Origin of the sequence: Streptomyces sp. NPDC059851, assembly GCF_042732005.1 — a bacterium.
Taxonomy (GTDB): Bacteria; Actinomycetota; Actinomycetes; order Streptomycetales; family Streptomycetaceae; genus Streptomyces.
The window spans coordinates 47,685-66,616 of sequence record NZ_JBHWJJ010000019.1; the positions used below are offsets into that span (position 1 = coordinate 47,685).

Genomic DNA, 18,932 nt, shown 5'->3' on the forward strand with positions numbered 1-18,932 from the left:
CCGTACCCGCCGACGGGTGACATCCGAAGCCGTTCCGCCCTGCCCGCCGGGAGATTCCGCCATGTCCGCATTCCTCAACGCCGCCGCCGTCGTCTCTGCACCTGCCTCTGCCCCCGCTCCTTCCGGTGCCGCCGTCGGGGCCGGGGCCGGGGCCGGCGGCGCCGTCTGTGCCGGGCCGCTCCCGGTCCTCGGGCGGGACGTCACCGTCCCGCTCGTCACCGGCGGCGAGGTCACCTACGCGGCCCTCGACTACGCGGCCAGCGCACCCGCCCTCCAGCGCGTCTGGGACGACGTGGCCGCGTACGCCCCCTACTACGGCAGCGTGCACCGCGGCGCGGGCTACCTCTCGCAGCTCTCCACCGACCTCTTCGAACAGAGCCGGGCCGAGGTCGCCGCGTTCCTGGACTGCCGCCCGTCCGACCAGGTGATCTTCACCCGGTCCACCACCGACTCCCTCAACCTGCTCGCCGCGGCCCTCCCCGCCGACTGCCGGGTCTTCGTCTTCGAGACCGAGCACCACGCCTCGCTGCTCCCCTGGGACGGCGCGCAGGTCACGTACCTCGACGCACCGCGCACCCCGGACGGGGCCGTGGACACCCTGGAGCGGGCCCTCGCCGACCGGGAGCCCGGGGAAGGGCCGGCGCTGGTCTGCGTCACCGGGGCGTCGAACGTCACCGGTGAGCTGTGGCCGGTGGAGGAACTCGCCGCCGCCGCGCACGCCCACGGGGCGCGGATCGTCCTCGACGCCGCCCAGTTGGCCCCCCACCACCCCGTCTCCGTCCAGGCCCTCGACGTGGACTGGGTGGCCTTCTCCGGGCACAAGCTGTACGCGCCCTTCGGGTCGGGCGTGCTGGCCGGCCGGGCCGACTGGCTCCAGCAGGCCCGGCCGTACCTCGCCGGCGGTGGGGCCTCGCGCACCGTCGCCCGCCGCGACGACGGTGGCGTGGACGTCGAATGGCACACCACGGCCGCCCGCCACGAAGCCGGATCCCCCAACGTCATCGGCGCCTACGCCATCGCGTCCGCCTGCCGTGCCCTGACCGGGGCGGGCTTCGACCGGCTCGTCGCCCGCGAGCAGGAGCTGATCGCACAGGTCCGCGCGGGCCTGGCCGGCATCCCGCAGGTGCGGATCCTCTCCCTGTTCGGGGACGACGCCCCGCGCGTCGGCGTCATTTCCTTCGTGGTGGAGGGCTGGAACAGCTCCCACTTCGCCGCCGCCCTGTCGGCCGAGTACGGCATCGGGGTCCGCGACGGCCTGTTCTGCGCCCACCCGCTCGTGCGCACCCTCCTCGGCAGCGCCCCCCAGGAGCCCGGCGCGTGCGGGGCCCCGGAGGCGCATCCGGGGGAGCGAAGCGAGGTGGGGGTCCCCCCGGCCGGAGGCTGGGGGAGGTCGCTCAACGCGATCAGGGTCAGCTTCGGCGCCGGGACCCCCGACGAGCACGTGGAGCGGTTCGTCCGGGCGGTCGGGGAACTCGTCAGCGAGGGCGCGCAGTGGCAGTACCGCACCGAGGAGGGCCGCTGCGTCCCGGCCGTGTGACGGGGGTGCCGGTCACCAGACGTGCCGGTCATGGCCGGCACGCCGCCCGGTGCCCACCGCCCTGACCTGCGAGGAGGACCGGTCGCCGCCGGGTCTGGAGGACCGGCCGGCTCTGACGCCGGGGCCCAGCGACGCGGTGGCGCGGCGGCCGGATGCGGCGGTCGGCCCGGCTGCCGAGCGGCCGCGGCGAACTCGACGGCGGTCCGGCAGCGGCCCGGAGGGGCGCCGGGAACCGCGCGACCGGCCAGGACCGGGCCGCGGGCGGTCGCCGGCCCGTCGCGGCACCCGGCTCCCGCGGCGCGCTCAGGCGTCCAGGCCGATGGCGAAGGCCGCTTCCAGGTCGTGCTGGGAGTAGGTGCGGAACGCCACGTGGGTGTCCGTCGCCTCCACGCCGGGGATCTTGCTGATGCGGCCCGGGATGATGTCCGCCAGGTCGTCGTGGCGGTGCACGCGGACCAGGGCGATGAGGTCGTACGTCCCCGTGACGGAGTAGACCTCGCTGACGTTCTCCAGCGCCGCGATGGACTCGGCGATCTCGGGGATGCGGTCCACGCTGGTCTTGATGAGCACGATCGCGGTGATCATGGCTGACTGTCTCCCTCGGTGGCCGTCGCTGGTCGCCTCACTCTAGTCGCACGCCGGTAGCGCACCCACGCGTGGACGAAGCCGAGGGAGAAGCCCACCAGGTGCGCCAGGTACGCCACCCCCGGTCCGCTGTCCGCCCGGTGCGCCGCCACCCACTGCAGGGCGAACCAGAACAGCAGCACGAGCCGGGCGGGGAACCGCAGCGGCAGGAAGAACAGGAACGGGAACAGGCTCGTCACCCGGGCCCGCGGGAACAGGTACAGGAACGCGCCCAGCACCGCCGAGATCGCACCGGACGCCCCGACCAGGGTCTCCCCGGAGGAGGCGTTGGCCGCCGCGTACGCCGCGAGCGCGAGGTAGCCCGTGCACACGTAGAAGCAGAGGAAGGCCGTGCGGCCCATCCGCTCCTCCGTCATCGCGCCGAAGACGTGGAGGAAGAGCAGGTTGCCCAGGAGGTGCAGCCAGCTGCCGTGGACGAACAGGGCGGTCAGCGGCGTCAGCAGCGCCCGCACGGACCCGCCGAAGAGCTCGTCCGGGACCACGCCCCAGCGCCGGAAGTACGCGGTCCCCGTCTCCATCAGCTGCTCGCCGGTCCCGTAGGAGGGGTTCAGGCCCGAGGCGGGACCGAGTAGGAACACCACGCAGCACGCGGCGATCAACGTGTGGGTGACCACCGGGCCCCGGGCGGCCTCGCGCACGGCCGGCCACTTTACGATCATGCGATTGAGCATGACCCGACCGGCCCCTTCCCACGCCCCGGCAGGCCGTAGGGTTACGTGCTGCGGTCCGCCGATTCCTGCAGACGGCGGCTTTAATTGAAAGAGCTACGAAGGAGAGTGCGGCCTGATGACGGTTCCCCTGCCGACCGACAGCACCCGGTGGCGTTGCACGCTGTGCGGCAACCTCACGCGTTTCGACGTCACTCGATCGTCGAAGGTCGTGGAGTACGTCCACCTGGATCTTGCCGGGGAGCCCAAGGTCGAGGAGCGCGAGGTGGTCAGTGAGACCATCGAGTCGGTCCGCTGCCGCTGGTGCAACGCGGTGGACCAGATCGAACTCGTGAACAGGCCGGGCGCGGACTCCTGACGGAGCCGCGCCCCACCGAGAGGAGCACGGTAGGGGTGACGGATTGTGGAGCCAGGAAGCGGCGCTGACCCGGCCGATGCGGCCGGCGACGCCGCCGAGGTGCTCGACCGCCCGCTGCCGGAGGGCGTGCGGCGCCGGGTCGTCGCGCTCGTCTCGGAGGCCTTCGGCGGACTGACGGTCGCGGACCTACCGGGACAGCTGCGCCAGTACGCCCGGTTCACCCCGAGCCGGCGCGCCAAGTTCGCGGGCAACGCCATGGCCGCGGCCGTGGAGACGGACGCCGTCTTCCGCGGCCGCGTCGCCGAGAAGGTGCGCGAGGCACAGGCGGAGCTGGCCGGGGCGCTGGATTCCGGCGCCCCGCCCGCGGCCGCCGATCCGTTGGACGTGGCGGCCGCGGCGTACGTCCTGCGACCCGTGGGTTGGGTGAAGCTGGTGGCCGCCGCGGGCGAGGAGGCGCAGCGCGTCGACGCCGAGCGGGCGGACGAGGAGGCCCGGCGCGAAGTGGACCGGCTCCGCGAGGAGCTGGCCCACGTACGGGACCTCCAGCGGCACGGCGGCGAGCAGGTGCGCGGTGAGCTGGAGGCGGCCCGCAGGGAAGCCGAATCGCTTCAGCGCAAGCTGCGCAGCGCCCTGAGCGACGTCAAGCGGGGTGAAGCGGCCCTGCGCAAGCTCACTGCCGAGATCGAGGGGATCCGGGCCGAGGCGGCCGGGCAGGTGGCGGCCGCCGAGAGCGAGACGCGCCGGCTCAAGTCCCGGCTGGCGGAGGCCGAGGCGGCGCTGGAGACGTCCCGCCGGGCCGCCCGCGAGGGCCGCAGCGTCGAGGACATGCGGCTGCGGTTGCTGCTGGACACGGTGCTGGACGCGGCCCAGGGGCTACGCCGGGAGCTGGCGCTGCCGCCGCTGTCGACGCGGCCCGCCGAGACGGTGGACGCGGTGGAGCCGGGCCGGATGAGTCCGAAGGACATCGCGGCGCGGGCGCTGTCGGAGACCGACCCGGCGCTGCTGGACCAGTTGCTGGCGCTGCCTCAGGTGCACCTGGTCGTCGACGGCTACAACGTCACCAAGACCGGCTATCCGACGATGCCGCTGGAGAAGCAGCGCCTGCGGCTGCTGGGCGGGCTGTCGATGCTGGCCGCCCAGACCGGCGCGGAGATGACCTGCGTGTTCGACGGGGCGGAGCTGGCCGCGCCGGTGCTGCTCGCACCGCCGCGCGGGGTCCGGGTGCTCTTCTCCAAGCCGGGCGTCACGGCGGACGAGCTGATCCGCCAGCTGGTGCGCGCGGAGCCCCCGGGCCGGCCGGTGGTCGTCGTCTCGACGGACCGCGAGGTGGCCGACGGGGTGGCGAAGGCCGGAGCCCGGCCCGTGACGTCCGCTTTGCTCCTGAAGCGGCTTTCGCGCGTTTCCTAACTCCTCGGTGGAATGCCGGATTTCGCCGGCCCGCCGGAGAACGTACCGTCAACTCATCCGTACGGAGCGTGCGCTGAAGGTAAAGAACCTGGTCGGGGGCCGGGTTTTTTGCCGAGGGGGTTTGAAGTGATCACACGGGGTCACTAGGGTCTGCTCAAACCTTCGTGCGGTAGATCACTCATTCGGGGTGTCGGCGGAGGTGTCGCCGGCCCGTGCGCTCCTCACGCGCCCCCTCTTCCGGCGGTGCGAGTAAAGGAGCCCGGCTCGTGGCGTCCCACCGTCGACCCAAGCAGCCGGGCCGTGCACGGGTGACCGTGCTCACCGCCACGGCCGCCGCCGCCGTCGCCCTCTCCGCCCACAGCGCCTCCGCCGCACCGAACCAGCCGGGCAAGGACGAGGTCAAGGCCAAGGTCGACGCCCTCTACGAGGAGGCGGAGCAGGCCACCGAGAAGTCCAACCTGGCCAAAGAGCGCCAGGACAAGCTGGAGAAGGAGATAGACCGGCTCCAGGACCAGGTCGCCCGCGGCCAGGAGGAGCTCAACCAGCTGCGCTCCACGCTCGGTTCGATGGCCAGCGCCCAGTACCGCACCGGCGGCATGGACCAGTCCGTCGCCCTCTTCCTCTCCGACGACCCCGAGTCCTACCTCGACAAGGCGTCCGCCCTGCAGCAGCTGACGGGCAAGCAGGTCGAGGCCGTCCAGAAGATCCAGGCGAAGCAGCGCAGCCTCGCGCAGCAGCGCCAGGAAGCCGCCGGCAAGCTCGCCGACCTCGACGCCACCCGCAAGGAGCTCGGCGAGAAGAAGAAGGCCTCGCAGGCCAAGCTCGCCGAGGCCCAGTCCCTCCTCAACACCCTGACCGCGCAGGAGCGCCAGCAGCTCAAGGACGAGGACAGTCGCGCCAGCCGGGGCGAGGCCGACCGCGCCGACCTCGGCAGCGTGAACGCGTCCGGCCGGGCCGGCGCCGCCCTGGCGGCCGCCAAGACCAAGCTGGGCTACGCGTACGTCTCCGGCGCCACCGGCCCCAGCGCCTTCGACTGCTCCGGCCTGACGCAGTGGGCGTACAAGCAGGCGGGCGTCAGCATCTCGCGCACCACCTACACCCAGGTCAACGACGGCACCCGGATCGGCCGCAGCCAGCTCCAGCCCGGCGACCTGGTGTTCTTCTACTCGGACCTGCACCACGTCGGCCTGTACGCGGGCAACGGGACGGTGCTGCACGCCTCGAACCCCCGCGGCGGCATCAAGTACGAGTCGATCAACAACATGCCGTTCCAGTTCGGCGTCCGCGTCTGACACCGCCCATCCGGGCGAATTGCACGGCCCCGCCCTGACCTCGCGCCCCGCCGATGACCTGCGTCAGAGGCGGGGCACCCGCAGGCGCGACCCGCGGCGGTCGTTGGCCGGCCCGTAGCCGCGCGGCTACTGTCTGCCAGCGCGGAAGCCCGGCACACGGCCGTCCACGGGGGACGGACCCGGTCCCGCGCAGCGTAAGGGAGCGGTTCCGCATGGCGTCCCACCGTCGGTCCGGACCCGGCAACCTCGACCGGAACACCAAGGTCGGCGTCCTGACCGCCGCCGCGGCGGCCACCGCAGCCGCGATCACCGCGGTGCCCGCCATCGCCGCACCCGCCCTGCCGAACGAGCCCTCGGCGAGCATCCGGGCCCAGGTCGACCGGCTCTTCGAAGAGGCCGAGCGGGCCACCGAGCGCTTCAACGAGGCCGGGGAGCGGGCCGACCGGCTCCGCGCCGAGGTCGACCGCGCCCGGGACCGGCTGGCCCGCGGCCAGGACCGCATCAACACCATGCGCGGCCTCCTCGGTGCCTTCGCCGGAGCCCAGTACCGCTCCGGCGGCATCGACCCGTCCGTCGCCCTGATGCTGTCCGAGGACCCGGACGAATACCTCGACAGGGCCGCCACCCTCGGCCGGCTCACCGACCACCAGGCCCGGCAGCTCGACGAACTGCGCAAGGAACAGCGGCGGCTGGGCCAACAGCGCAGCGAGGCCGCGCAGAAGCTCTCCGAACTCGACGCCGTACGGGCCGACGTGGCCCGGCAGAAGCGCGTGGTGACGGCGAAGCTCGCCGCGGCCCGGCGGCTGCTGAACGAGATGCCCGCCGAGGAACGCGCCGACTTCGAGCGGGCCTCCCGCTCCGCCGGCCGCGACGGCGCACTGCCCGACCCGTCCGCCGCCGGCTCGTCCGGCCCCTCCTCGGTCCGCGCCGCGGCGGCCGTGCGGGCCGCCCGCTCCGCGGTGGGCCGGCCGTACATCTGGGGCGCCACGGGCCCCTCCGGCTTCGACTGCTCCGGGCTGATGGTGTGGTCGTACCGGCAGGCGGGCGTCTCCCTGCCGCGCACCTCCCAGGCCCAGCGGTACGCGGGCCGCCAGGTCCCGCTGTCCCAGGCCCGGCCGGGAGACCTGGTCACCTACCGCTCCGACGCCAGCCACGTCGGCATGTACGTCGGCAACGGCCAGGTGGTGCACGCCCCGTACCCCGGGGCCAGGGTGCGCTACGACCCCGTCGGCATGATGCCGGTGTCCTCGGTCACCCGCCCCTGAGCGCAGCCCTGGCTAGGATCGGCGGATGCCCCCGCTCCGCCGAGCCGCCCCGCTGCCGCTGCCGGTGCCCCTGCCGGTGCTGCTGCCCCTGCAGCCGCTGGCGGTGTGCCTGCTGCTGTGCGCGCTGGTGTGCGGGCTGCTCTCCGGTTGCACCGCGGCCGCGCCCGTGCCGCCCGACACCGCCGACCGGGACGTCCGCGCCGCCGTCACCGCCTGGGCGCGGCAGCCGCCCGCGGAGCTCGCCGGCATCCCGCTGGAGGGCTGGGCGTACGAGGTCACCGGCGTTCGGCGGGACGGAGCCCGGGCCACCGCCGCCGCTGAGCTGCGCTACCGCCTCGCCGGCTACGACACCGCCGCCGCCGGCTCCGCCCGCGAGGTGCGGCTCAGCCTGACCGGCGGGCGGTGGCGGGTCACCGGCGACGCGCCCGCCCCCGGAGCGCCGCCGCAGCTGTGGGACCAGGGCCCGGTGGCGGTGGTCCGGGGAGCGCACAGCCTCGTGCTCGGCACCGGCCCCGGAGGGGGAACCGGAGCCCTGTCCGCCGTCGCGGCCGAGGCCGACCGGGCGGTGCCCGCGGTGAACGCCGCCTGGCCGCAGCCGTGGGCCGGACGGATCGTGGTGCTGGTACCCGGCTCGGTGGACGCGATGGCGGCGCTGCTGGGGCGGCGGGCCGCCGAGTACCGGGGCATGGCCGCGGTGACCACCGGCCGTGTCGGGGGCGGCCCCGCCCCCGCCGACCGGATCGTCGTCAACCCTGAGGGGTACGCCGAACTCACCGCGGAGGGCCGCGCCGTCGTCCTGACCCACGAAGCCACCCATGTGGCCACCCGCTCGGCGACCTCGACCACCACCCCGCTGTGGCTGTCGGAGGGCTTCGCGGACTGGGCGGCGTACCGCGGCACCGACCCCGCCCCCGGGCGGGCCGCGCCGGCGCTCGGCCGGGCGGTGCGGCGCGGGGAACCGCCCGCCCGGCTGCCGCGCAACGAGGACTTCGCCTTCGGCGGCGACCCGGAGGCGCTGGCCCGCGGGTACGAGGGCGCCTGGCTGGCCTGCCGGCTCGTCGCGCGGAGGTGGGGCGACGCCGCCCTCGTCGACCTGTACGCCCGCACGGGCCGCGCACCGCTCCCGCACGCCCTGCGGGAGGTCCTCGGGACGGACGAGACCGCCCTGACCGCGGCCTGGCGGGACTCCCTGCAGGCCGAGCTCGGCGACGTGGCCGCACCGGCGCAGTAGCGGGGCGGCCCGTTCCCGACGGCAGCGGCGGGGCCGGCGGGACGGTCCGGTACTGTCGGCAGGCGATGCACAAGACGCTGATCGTGACCAACGACTTCCCGCCGCGACCCGGCGGCATCCAGGCCTTCCTGCACAACATGGCACTGCGCCTGGACCCCGACCGGATCGTCGTCTACGCCTCCACCTGGAAGCACGGTGCGGAGGGCCGCGAGGCCACCGCCGCCTTCGACGCCGAGCAGCCGTTCCAGGTCGTGCGCGACCGTACGACGATGCTCCTGCCGACGCCGCGGGTCACCCGCCGGGCCGTGGGGCTGCTGCGCGAACACGGCTGCGAATCGGTGTGGTTCGGAGCCGCCGCCCCGCTCGGCCTGATGGGACCGGCGCTGCGCCGGGCCGGGGCCCGACGGATCGTGGCGACCACGCACGGGCACGAAGCCGGCTGGGCCCAGCTCCCGGCGGCGCGGCAGCTGCTGCGCCGGATCGGCGAGGGCACGGACACCCTGACCTACCTGGGGGAGTACACCCGCTCCCGCATCGCCTCGGCGCTGACCGGCCCGGCGGCGGACCGGATGGTGCAGCTGCCGCCGGGCGTGGACGAGAAGACCTTCCACCCGGGGTCGGGCGGCGACGAGATCCGCGCCCGGCTGGGGCTCTCGGACCGGCCGGTCGTGGTGTGCGTCTCGCGGCTCGTGCCGCGCAAGGGGCAGGACACGCTGATCGAGGCGATGCCGCGGATTCTGGCGGCGGTACCGGACGCGGTGCTGCTGATCGTCGGCGGCGGGCCGTACGAGGACGACCTGCGGCGGCTCGCCGGTGGTACGGGGGTCGCGGATTCGGTGGTGTTCACGGGCGCGGTCCCGTGGTCCGAACTCCCGGCCCACTACGGCGCCGGCGACGTCTTCGCCATGCCGTGCCGGACCCGGCGGGGCGGGTTGGACGTGGAAGGCCTCGGCATCGTCTACCTGGAGGCTTCGGCGACCGGTCTGCCGGTGGTTGCCGGGGACTCCGGCGGGGCGCCGGACGCGGTGCTGGACGGGGAAACGGGGTGGGTCGTCCGGGGTGGCGACCCCGGGGACGCGGCGGACCGCATCGTCGCCCTGCTCCAGGATCCGGAGCTGCGCCGCCGCATGGGCGAGCGGGGGCGCGCCTGGGTCGAGGAGAAGTGGCGCTGGGACCTCCTGGCCGACCGCCTCCGCGCCCTCCTCTAGCCGACGCCTCCAGCCGCCGTCCGTCCTACTGCGCGTTCCCGCTGCGCCCGCGGGCCGACCGGAACTGCGCGAGAAACCACAGCCGAGGCGCAGGTCGGGGTCCGGGGCCGCCCCGGTTCGGGAAGGGGCGGGGTGGGGAGCGGCTCCGCGCAGCGGAACGGGCCGCGGTAGCAGCCGCCGGGCGCGGCGTAGCCAGAGGTCACTGTCACGGTTGACCGTGGCTGCGGGGGGTATGGGCGGAAGGCCCGATTCCGCCCATCATGCGGCCATGGACCCCCACCTGACGCGCCGTCACTTCCTCGGCATCGGCGCACTCCAGACCGCCGCAGCCCTCGGCTTCACCCGGATCGGCCTCGGCTCCGCCGCCGCGGCCGAACCCCCCGCCGTCCCGTACGCCCCCGCCATCGTCGTCGGCTCGGGCTACGGCGCGGCCGTGGCCGCCCTCCGCCTCGGGCAGGCCGGCATCCGTACCGTCGTCCTCGAAATGGGCCGGCTGTGGAACACCCCCGGCCCGGACGGCAAGGTCTTCCCCTCGACCTCCGCCCCCGACCACCGCTCCATGTGGTTCCGCACCCGCACCGAGGCCCCGCTCGCCACCTTCCTCTGGCTCGACGTCGTCAACCGGGACATCAGCCCCTACCCCGGCGTCCTCGACCGCGTGCACCACGGCGACATGTCCGTCTACGTGGGGCGCGGCGTCGGCGGCGGCTCCCTCGTCAACGGCGGCATGGCGCCGACCCCGCGCCGCTCGTACTTCCAGCAGGTGCTGCCCCGCGTCGACGCCGACGAGATGTACGGCACCTACTTCCCACGGGCCCGCGCCCTGCTCGGCGTCAACGACGTCGACCCGGCCTGGTTCGAATCCACCGACTGGTACCGCTTCGCCCGGATCTCCCGCAAGCACGCCCACCGCACCGGCCTGCGCACCGTCTTCGTGCCCAACGTGTACGACTTCGGGTACATGCAGCGCGAGGCGGCCGGCACCGTGCCCCGCTCCGCCCTCGCCGGCGAGGTCATCTACGGCAACAACCACGGCAAGAAGAGCATCGACAAGACCTACCTGGCGGCCGCCCTCGGCACCGGGAACGTCACCATCGAGACCCTGCAGCGCGTCGTCGGCGTACGGCAGGAGCCGGACGGCACCTACGTGCTCACCGTGCACGGCAGCGACCTGACCGGGCGGGTGACGCAGGTCCGCGAACTCGGCTGCCGGCAGCTCTTCCTCGGCGCCGGGAGCCTCGGCACCACCGAGATGCTGCTGCGCGCCCGGGAGCGCGGCACCCTGCCCGCGCTGAGCGAGCGGGTCGGCCACGGCTGGGGCCCCAACGGCAACGTCATGACCGCCCGCGCCAACCACCTGTGGGACACCGTCGGCGCCCGCCAGGCCACCATGCCCGCCCTTGGCATCGACGACTGGGACAACGCGGCGAACCCGGTCTTCGCCGAAATCGCGCCGCTGCCGATGGGCATCGAGCACTGGGTCTCGATGTACCTGGCCATCACGAAGAACCCCGAGCGGGGCCACTTCACGTACGACCCGGCCACCGACTCGGCGCGGCTGCACTGGCGGCGCGAGCAGAACGCGCCGGCCGTGGCCGCCGCGAAGAGCCTCTTCGACCGGATCAACCGGGCCAACGTCACCATCTACCGGTACGACCTGTTCGGCGGGAACAAGCCCTTCGCCGACACCTTCACCTACCACCCGCTCGGCGGCTGCGTCCTCGGCGAGGCGACCGACGACCACGGCCGCGCCAAGGGGTACCGGGGGCTGTACGTCGTCGACGGCTCGCTGGTCCCGGGATCGCTCGGCGTGAACCCGTTCGTCACCATCACCGCCCTCGCGGAACGCAACATGGCCCGGATCCTCGCCGAGGACCCGCGCTGACGCGCAGCGGGCGGACCGGCGGGGACCCGGGCCGAGGGGCCGGGCCGAGGGCTCAGGAGGTGTAGAGCGCCTCGATCTCGTGGGCGAAGTCCTTCGCCACCACGTTGCGCTTCAGCTTCAGCGACGGCGTGATGTGGCCCGACTCCTCCGTGAACTGGGAGGGCAGGATGCGGAACTTCCGCACCGATTCCGCCTTGGAGACCGCCGCATTGCCGTCGTCCACGGCCTTCTGGACGGCGGCGATGAGGTCCGCGTCCTCCCGCAGGTCCGCCGCCGTCGAGCCGGCCGGCTTGCCGTTCTCCGCGGCCCAACGGCCGAGGAACTCCTCGTCGATGGTGACCAGCGCCGCCACGAAGGGCCGCGCGTCACCGACCACCATGCACTCCGCGACCAGCGCGTGCGCCCGGATCCGGTCCTCGATCACCGCGGGGGCGACGTTCTTGCCGCCGGCCGTGACGATGAGCTCCTTCTTCCGCCCGGTGATCGTGAGGTAGCCGTCCTCGTCGAGGGTGCCGACGTCGCCCGTGTGGAACCAGCCGTCGGTGAGCGCCTCGGCGGTCGCCGCCTCGTTCTGCCAGTAGCCCTGGAAGACCTGCTCGCCGTGCAGGAGCACCTCACCGTCGTCGGCGATCCGCACCACCGAGCCGGGCAGCGGCTGGCCGACCGATCCGATCTTCGGCCGGTCCCACGGGTTGAACGCCGTCGCCGCACAGGACTCCGTCAGACCGTAGCCCTCCAGCACGGTGAAGCCGATGCCGCGGAAGAAGTGGCCGAGGCGCTCGCCCAGCGGGGCGCCGCCGGAGATCGCGTACTCGCCGCGCCCGCCGAGGACCGCGTGCAGCTTGCGGTAGACCAGCTTCGAGAACAGCTTGTGCTTCAGCCGCAGGCCGAAGGACGGCCCGGCCGGGGTGTCCAGCGCCCGGCTGTACGCGATGGCCGTCTCGGCCGCCGCATCGAAGATCTTCCCCTTGCCGTCGGCCTGCGCCTTGGCGCGCGCCGAGTTGTAGACCTTCTCGAAGACCCGCGGCACGCCCAGGATCAGCGTCGGCCGGAAGGACTGGAGCTCGTCGGTCAGGTTCTTGATGTCCGGTACGCAGCCCAGGCGGATCGGCGCCAGCACGGCCGCCACCTCCACCAGCCGGCCGAAGACGTGCGCGGCCGGCAGGAACAGCAGCACCGAGCACTCGCCCGTGCGGAACAGCGGGCTCAGCCGCTCCACCACGTTGCCGCACTCGGCGAAGAAGTTGCGGTGGGTCAGCACGCAGCCCTTGGGACGGCCGGTGGTGCCCGACGTGTACACGATGGTGGCCGGGTCGTCGGCGTTCGCCAGCGAGCTGCGCTCGTCGACCTCGGCGTCGGAGATCCCGGCGCCGGCCGCCTTCAGCGTCTCCGCGGCGCCCTGCTCGATCTCCCAGACCTCGCGCAGCTCCGGCAGCCCGTCGCGCAAGCCGGCCACGGCCGCGCTGTGGCCGGGGCCCTCCACGATCACCGCGACGGCACCGGAATCGCCGAGGATCCACTGGATCTGCTCCGGCGAGCTGGTCTCGTACACCGGGACGGTGACGCCGCCGGCGGACCAGATCGCGAAGTCGAACAGCACCCACTCGTAGCGGGTGCGGGAGATCAGGCCGACCCGGTCCCCGGGCTGGACGCCGGCCGCGATCAGGCCCTTGGCGGTGGCGCGGACTTCGGCCAGGAACTCCCTCGCCGTGACGTCCTCCCACCGGTCGCCGGCCTTGCGCCCCATGACGGCGGTGTCCGGATGCTGCGCGGCGTTGCGGCGGATGAGATCCGTCAGGTTCCCGTCCGACGGGACCTCGTACAGGGCCGGAAGGCTGAACTCGCGCAAGACAACTGCTCCTCTGGGCGCCATCGCCACCGTGTGGACCGACCGGACGTTACCCACCGGTAGTGGGTTCCCGATAGAGGGAACCGGCCAGATGTTCCGTGCGTCACATGACGCGGCACTGCCCTGCCGACATTAGTCGACCAAGTCAACGACTCGGAAGTAACCGCAGGTAGGGCCCCTGGTGACACCCGCTCTACCCGCACCCCTCCGACCCCCCTAGGGTGGCCCCATGGGTGGCAGCACAGGTGGCAGGAAAAGCGGCACGCGCGTCCACGTCGTCAGCGACGTCCACGGCAACACCGAGGCGCTCGCACGCGCCGGCGAGGGTGCCGACGCGCTGATCTGCCTCGGTGACCTCGTCCTCTTCCTCGACTACGCCGACCACTCCCGCGGCATCTTCCCCGACCTCTTCGGCGTCGAGAACACCGACCGGATCGTCGAGCTGCGCAACGCCCGCCGCTTCGAGGAGGCCCGCGCCTTCGGCCGCCGGCTCTGGCAGGGCCTGGACCGGGAACGGTTGATCGAGGAGGCGGTCCGCCGCCAGTACGCCGAGATGTTCGCCGCTTTCCCGCAGCCCACGTACGCCACCTACGGCAACGTCGACATGCCCGGTCTGTGGCAGGAGTACGCCGGCCCCGGCACCACCGTCCTAGACGGCCAGCGCGTGGAGATCAGCGGCCGCGTCTTCGGCTTCGTCGGCGGCGGTCTGCCCTCCCCGATGCGCACCCCGTACGAGGTCGACGAGGAGGAGTACGCCGCCAAGGTCGAGGCCCTCGGCGAGGTGGACGTGCTGTGCTCGCACATCCCGCCGGAGGTCCCCGAGCTCTGCTACGACACCGTTGCCCGCCGCTTCGAGCGGGGCAGCGAGGCCCTGCTCGCAGCGATCCGCCGGACCCGGCCCCGGTACGCCCTCTTCGGGCACGTGCACCAGCCGCTCGCCCGGCGCATGCGGATCGGCGGCACGGAGTGCGTGAACGTCGGGCACTTCGCCGCCACCGGAAGGCCCTGGGCCATGGAGTGGTGACCTCCGCACGCACGGTAGCCTGCACGCGGCGGCCGTAGGCCGCACACATCCTCGAACTCCCCCAGCTACCGCTGGGAGGTGCCCCCAGTCCCGGAGGAGCGACCGCGATGGCGGAACACACCAGCTCGAGCATCACGATCGATGCGGCGCCGGCCGACGTCATGGCCGTGATCGCCGACTTCGCCCGCTACCCCGAGTGGACCGGTGAGGTGAAGGAGGCCGAGGTGCTGTCGACCGACGCCGAAGGCCGCGCGGAGAAGGTCCGGCTGCTGCTCGACGCCGGCGCGATCAAGGACGACCACACCCTCGCCTACACCTGGAAGGGCACGGACGAGGTCAGCTGGACCCTCGACAAGTCCCAGATGCTGCGCCAGCTCGACGGCTCCTACCGGCTCGCCCCCCTCGCCGGCGGCACGCGCACCGAGGTCACCTACCAGCTCACCGTGGACGTCAAGATCCCCATGCTCGGCATGATCAAGCGCAAGGCCGAGAAGGTCATCATCGACCGGGCCCTGGCCGGCCTGAAGAAGCGCGTCGAATCGACCGAGTCGGCCTGATCCGCGTGCACACCCTGCTCGTCACCGGTCCCGGCGGGGCCGGGCGGACCACCGTCGCCGCCGCCACCGCGGCCGCCGCCGCCCGGGCCGGGCAGCGGGTGCTGCTGCTGTCCGGCGACCCCGTACCCTGTGGCGCCCCGGACCCGGCCGGCGGGCCCACACCCCCCGGCGGTCCTGCGGACCCGCTCACCGCACTGGCCGGAGAGCCCGCCGGAGAGCCGGTCGAGGTGGCCCCCGGGCTGAACGCGGTGCCCGCCGGCGGGATCCTGGTCGCCCGTGTCGACTCCGGCGCGGAGTTCCGCGCCGAGCTCGCCGCCCTCCAGGAGCGCGGCTCCGCCCTCCTCGGCATGCTCGGCTCCCGGCCGCTCGCAACCGAGGAACTCACCGAGCTGCCCGGCGCCGAACAGTTCGCCCTGCTGCGCGCCCTGCGGCGGGCCGCCGCCGCGCCCGGCACCGACCTCGTCGTCGTCGACATGCCGCCGCTGCACCAGGCGCTGACCGTCCTGGCCCTGCCCGGGCAGCTGCGCCGCTACCTGGCCCGGTTGCTCCCCGCCGAACGGCAGGCCGCGCGGGCCCTGCGCCCCGTACTGGCCCAGCTGGCCGGCGTGCCCATGCCCGCGCAATGGCTGTACGAGGCCGCGGCCCGCTGGGACGAGGAGCTCGCCGCCGTCCAGCGGGTCGTCGAGGCCGACACCACCTCCCTGCGGCTGGTCGCCGAGCCGGGACCCGCCGCCGACGCCTCCCTGCGGACCGGGCTGCTCGGGGCCGCCCTCCTGAACCTGCCCGTCGGCGGGATCGTCGCCAACCGGACGGTGCCCCAGGGCTCGCCCGACCCCTGGCTCGCGGGACTCTCCGCCGAACAGGAGAAGTACGCCGCCCAATGGGCCGCCGACGCCGGCCGGCCCGTGGTCCCGCTGCCCCACCTCGGCCGCGCCCCCCGGGGCCCGGAGGACCTGGCGAAGCTCGCCCGGACGGCCGGGCTCGTGCCGGACGCCCCGCCGGCCCGCCGTGACTGGGTCGTCGAGGACCGGCTCGCCGAGGACGGGGTACTCGTCTGGGCGGTTCCCCTGCCCGGCGCGCACAAGCGCGACCTCGACCTGGTCCGGCGCGGCGACGAGCTGCTCATCGCGGCCGGCCCGTACCGGCGGATCGTTTCCCTGCCCTCCGCGCTGCGCCGCTGCACCGTCACCGGCGCCGCCCTCACCGACGGCGCGCTGCGGATCCGGTTCACCCCCGACCCGGCACTGTGGCCCCACAGGCCCTGAACGGCGTACCCCCGTTCGGGTAACGTCGAAAGCAGTACACGAGAACCCGTACACGCAACGCAGTACCGAGCAGTACGCCACCCGTACGCACTGCACCGCACCACACGTCACGCAGCTGCCTCAGGAGAGTCCGCCATGAGCGAGGCCACCGACCGTCCCACCGACGACGACGCCTGGGCCAAGGCCTGCGCCGAGGACCTCGCCGCCGAGGAGGAACGCCGCCGCTCCCGGCACGGCGGCACCGGCTCCCCGTACGGGACCGGAACCGCCGCCGAGGAGCTGTTCAAGCTGTTCGAGGCCGTCGCCGACAAGGTCTCCGCCCTGAACAACCCGCTGCTCGGAGCCACCGCCCAGGGTGCGGTGCGGCAGGTGCTCGACCAGGCGAAGGCCGCCGCCAAGCCCGTCGTCGAACGCAACCCCGAGGTGTTCGGCCACCTCGCGGCAGCCGGATCCGAGCTCCTCGCCGCCTACCGCTCGGCCGTCGAGGGCCACGAACGCCGCTGGACCAGCGGCGAGAACGCCCCCGGCGCCGGCCCCGACCGGCCCGCGGGCGACGGCTCCGATCCCCGCGACGAGGGCGGAACGGGCCCCTCCCAGCGCATCGACCTCGACTGAGAGGCCACCGCGCTCGGGTACGGTTGGCCGTGGCGGGGTTTGACCGGAAACCGAGGGACTAATGGGACTCACCATCGGCGTCGACATCGGCGGCACGAAGATCGCGGCCGGCGTGGTCGACGAAGAGGGCACCATCCTTGAGACGTACAAGGTGCCCACCCCGCCGACCGCGGACGGCGTGACGGACGCGATCTGCGCCGCAGTGACCGAAGTCAGCAGCAACCACACCATCGAGGCCGTCGGCATCGGCGCCGCCGGATACGTGGACGACAAGCGCGCGACCGTACTGTTCGCGCCGAACATCAACTGGCGGCACGAGCCGCTCAAGGACAAGGTCGAGCAGCGCATCGGCCTCCCCGTCGTCGTCGAGAACGACGCGAACTGCGCGGCCTGGGGCGAGTACCGCTTCGGCGCCGGCCAGGGCCACGAGGACGTCATCTGCATCACCCTCGGCACCGGCCTCGGCGGCGGCATCATCATCGGCAACAAGCTGCGCCGCGGCCGCTTCGGCGTGGCCGCCGAGTTCGGGCACATCCGGGTCGTCCCCGACGGCCTGCTGTGCGGCTGCGGCAGCCAGGGCTGCTGGGAGCAGTACGCCTCCGGGCGCGCCCTCGTCCGGTACGCCAAGCAGCGCGCGAACGCCACGCCCGAGAACGCGGCCCTGCTGCTCGCCCTCGGCGACGGCACCCCCGAGGGCATCGAGGGCAAGCACATCAGCGAGGCCGCCCGCCAGGGCGACCCGGTGGCCGTCGACTCCTTCCGCGAGCTGGCCCGCTGGGCCGGCGCCGGCCTGGCCGACCTGGCCTCGCTCTTCGACCCCTCGGCGTTCATCGTCGGCGGTGGCGTCTCCGACGAGGGCGACCTCGTCCTCGACCCCATCCGCAAGTCCTTCAAGCGGTGGCTGATCGGCGGCGCCTGGCGCCCGCACGCTCAGGTGCTCGCCGCCCAGCTCGGCGGCAAGGCCGGGCTCGTCGGCGCGGCGGACCTGGCCCGCCAGGGCTGACCCCGCCCCCCTCCTCCCGCACCCTGCCCGCCGCGCCCTCTGGGGCACGGCGGGCAGGGTGACTATGTTGCCGGTATGGACCTGACTTCGCCTTCGCGTCAGCCCGCAGGGCCGGAACAGCCGGCCGAGCCCGTACAGCCGGCCCAATCCGTACGGCCGGCCGAGTCCGTACAGTCGGCCCAATCCGTACAGCCGGCACGGCCCGCACGGCCCAAGCTGCCGGACCTGCCCGAGTCACGTACCGAAGCCGACGGCTCCGCCGTCATCCGCGCCCTGAGCTACAACGTCCGCTCCCTGCGCGACGACGAGGACGCACTGGCCCGCGTGATCCGTGCCTGCGCCCCCGACCTGGTCTTCGTCCAGGAAGCCCCGCGGTTCTTCCGCTGGCGCAAGCACGCGGCGCGGCTGGCCGCCTCATGTGACCTGGTCGTCCTGTCGGGCGGCGCGACCGCCGCCGGACCACTGCTGCTGTGCTCCCTGCGGGCGTTCGTCGAGCGGACCGAGGACGTGCTGCTCCCGCTCACCCCCGGCCTGCACCGGAGGGGCTTCGCCACCGCCGTGGTCCGGTTCGGGGGCGCCCGGGTCGCCGTACTGAGCGCCCACCTGCCGCTGGACGCGGCGGAGCGGCGCGCGCACGCCGAGGAACTGCTGACCCGGCTCGAAGCCGCCGGCACGCCGTACGGGATCGCCGCGGGCGACGTCAACGAGACCCCGGACGGGCCGGTCTTCCGGCGGCTCGCCGGAGCGCTGCACGACTGCCGGGTGGTGGCGCCGTGGGGTGGCGAGCACACCTTCGTCCGGTCCGGGCCGCCGCGGCGGATCGACGCGGTGTTCGCGACGCCGGGGGTGGAGGTGCTGGGGTGTGGCGTGCCGGTGGGGCTGAACGGGGTCGCGGATGCGGATCTCGCTGCCGCGAGTGATCATCTGCCGGTGTTGGCGGCGCTGCGGTTGCCGGTGGGTCCGGCGGGGGCCGCGGGGGGCTGATCGCGCAGTTCCCCGCGCCCCTGGGGCGCCGCCGTGTGGGCTGCGGTTCGACTCCGGGTGTGGGTCGTGCTGGGTTGGGCGCGCAGTTCCCCGCGCCCCTTCGGGGGGCGCCACCTTGTTCCCCAGCGCGGGTCGTGCT

General features: G+C 73.9%; 17 protein-coding genes. 14 read left to right on the forward strand and 3 right to left on the reverse strand.

All coding sequences use genetic code 11. From position 1 onward, the window contains the following. The first annotated feature begins 61 nt into the window (after positions 1-61). A complete protein-coding gene (locus ACFV7Q_RS09360) occupies positions 62-1,537 on the forward strand; it encodes an aminotransferase class V-fold PLP-dependent enzyme (RefSeq protein WP_385425762.1) in 1,476 nt (491 codons plus the stop codon). A 303-nt stretch (positions 1,538-1,840) separates the two neighbouring features. On the opposite strand, the gene ACFV7Q_RS09365 is transcribed toward ACFV7Q_RS09360, so the two are convergent. After that, positions 1,841-2,122: an Lrp/AsnC family transcriptional regulator gene (locus tag ACFV7Q_RS09365; RefSeq protein WP_385425765.1), complete on the reverse strand. Its 282-nt coding sequence runs from the start codon at positions 2,120-2,122 to the stop codon at positions 1,841-1,843. Beyond that, complete coding sequence (locus ACFV7Q_RS09370; protein ID WP_385425767.1) at positions 2,119-2,841, reverse strand: rhomboid family intramembrane serine protease; 723 nt, start codon at positions 2,839-2,841, stop codon at positions 2,119-2,121. Before ACFV7Q_RS09370 ends, ACFV7Q_RS09365 begins: the two co-directional genes overlap by 4 nt. Before the next feature lie 127 nt (positions 2,842-2,968). Between ACFV7Q_RS09370 and ACFV7Q_RS09375 the strand changes: the two genes are divergently transcribed. From ACFV7Q_RS09375 to ACFV7Q_RS09405, 7 genes are all read left to right on the forward strand, one after another. Beyond that, on the forward strand, positions 2,969-3,208 hold the full coding sequence (locus ACFV7Q_RS09375; protein ID WP_385425770.1) for a hypothetical protein: 240 nt from the start codon (positions 2,969-2,971) through the stop codon (positions 3,206-3,208). Between the two features lie 42 nt (positions 3,209-3,250). Next, positions 3,251-4,615 carry an NYN domain-containing protein gene (locus ACFV7Q_RS09380; protein WP_385425870.1) on the forward strand — a complete coding sequence of 455 codons (1,365 nt, stop codon included), beginning with the start codon at positions 3,251-3,253 and terminating at the stop codon, positions 4,613-4,615. A gap of 266 nt (positions 4,616-4,881) precedes the next feature. Then, positions 4,882-5,907: an NlpC/P60 family protein gene (locus ACFV7Q_RS09385; protein WP_385425773.1), complete on the forward strand. Its 1,026-nt coding sequence runs from the start codon at positions 4,882-4,884 to the stop codon at positions 5,905-5,907. A 212-nt stretch (positions 5,908-6,119) separates the two neighbouring features. Next, positions 6,120-7,172, forward strand: a complete 1,053-nt coding sequence (locus tag ACFV7Q_RS09390; protein ID WP_385425775.1) for an NlpC/P60 family protein — start codon at positions 6,120-6,122, stop codon at positions 7,170-7,172. A 25-nt stretch (positions 7,173-7,197) separates the two neighbouring features. Continuing rightward, positions 7,198-8,403: a hypothetical protein gene (locus ACFV7Q_RS09395; RefSeq protein ID WP_385425778.1), complete on the forward strand. Its 1,206-nt coding sequence runs from the start codon at positions 7,198-7,200 to the stop codon at positions 8,401-8,403. A 65-nt stretch (positions 8,404-8,468) separates the two neighbouring features. Then, positions 8,469-9,611 carry a glycosyltransferase family 4 protein gene (locus tag ACFV7Q_RS09400; RefSeq protein ID WP_385425781.1) on the forward strand — a complete coding sequence of 381 codons (1,143 nt, stop codon included), beginning with the start codon at positions 8,469-8,471 and terminating at the stop codon, positions 9,609-9,611. A 268-nt stretch (positions 9,612-9,879) separates the two neighbouring features. Further along, on the forward strand, positions 9,880-11,496 hold the full coding sequence (locus ACFV7Q_RS09405; RefSeq protein ID WP_385425784.1) for a GMC oxidoreductase: 1,617 nt from the start codon (positions 9,880-9,882) through the stop codon (positions 11,494-11,496). A 52-nt stretch (positions 11,497-11,548) separates the two neighbouring features. Here the strand turns inward: ACFV7Q_RS09405 and ACFV7Q_RS09410 are convergent, their stop codons facing one another. Then, positions 11,549-13,345, reverse strand: a complete 1,797-nt coding sequence (locus tag ACFV7Q_RS09410) for an AMP-dependent synthetase/ligase (RefSeq protein WP_385425787.1) — start codon at positions 13,343-13,345, stop codon at positions 11,549-11,551. A gap of 229 nt (positions 13,346-13,574) precedes the next feature. On the opposite strand from ACFV7Q_RS09410, the gene ACFV7Q_RS09415 reads away from it, so the two are divergent. The 6 genes from ACFV7Q_RS09415 to ACFV7Q_RS09440 all read left to right on the forward strand — a co-directional run bounded on the left by ACFV7Q_RS09415 (position 13,575) and on the right by ACFV7Q_RS09440 (position 18,793). Continuing rightward, positions 13,575-14,369, forward strand: a complete 795-nt coding sequence (locus tag ACFV7Q_RS09415) for a metallophosphoesterase (protein WP_385425790.1) — start codon at positions 13,575-13,577, stop codon at positions 14,367-14,369. Between the two features lie 107 nt (positions 14,370-14,476). Next, positions 14,477-14,926 (forward strand): SRPBCC family protein, encoded by a 450-nt coding sequence (locus ACFV7Q_RS09420; protein ID WP_385425793.1) that lies wholly within the window; start codon positions 14,477-14,479, stop codon positions 14,924-14,926. Positions 14,927-14,931: 5 nt separating this feature from the next. Further along, complete coding sequence (locus ACFV7Q_RS09425) at positions 14,932-16,191, forward strand: ArsA family ATPase (protein WP_385425796.1); 1,260 nt, start codon at positions 14,932-14,934, stop codon at positions 16,189-16,191. A gap of 135 nt (positions 16,192-16,326) precedes the next feature. After that, complete coding sequence (locus ACFV7Q_RS09430; protein ID WP_385425798.1) at positions 16,327-16,806, forward strand: DUF5304 domain-containing protein; 480 nt, start codon at positions 16,327-16,329, stop codon at positions 16,804-16,806. A gap of 61 nt (positions 16,807-16,867) precedes the next feature. Continuing rightward, entirely contained in the window at positions 16,868-17,809 is a 942-nt protein-coding gene (locus ACFV7Q_RS09435) for an ROK family glucokinase (RefSeq protein ID WP_361088340.1), read from the forward strand. Positions 17,810-17,884: 75 nt separating this feature from the next. After that, positions 17,885-18,793 (forward strand): endonuclease/exonuclease/phosphatase family protein, encoded by a 909-nt coding sequence (locus ACFV7Q_RS09440; RefSeq protein ID WP_385425801.1) that lies wholly within the window; start codon positions 17,885-17,887, stop codon positions 18,791-18,793. Positions 18,794-18,932 lie beyond the last annotated feature (139 nt).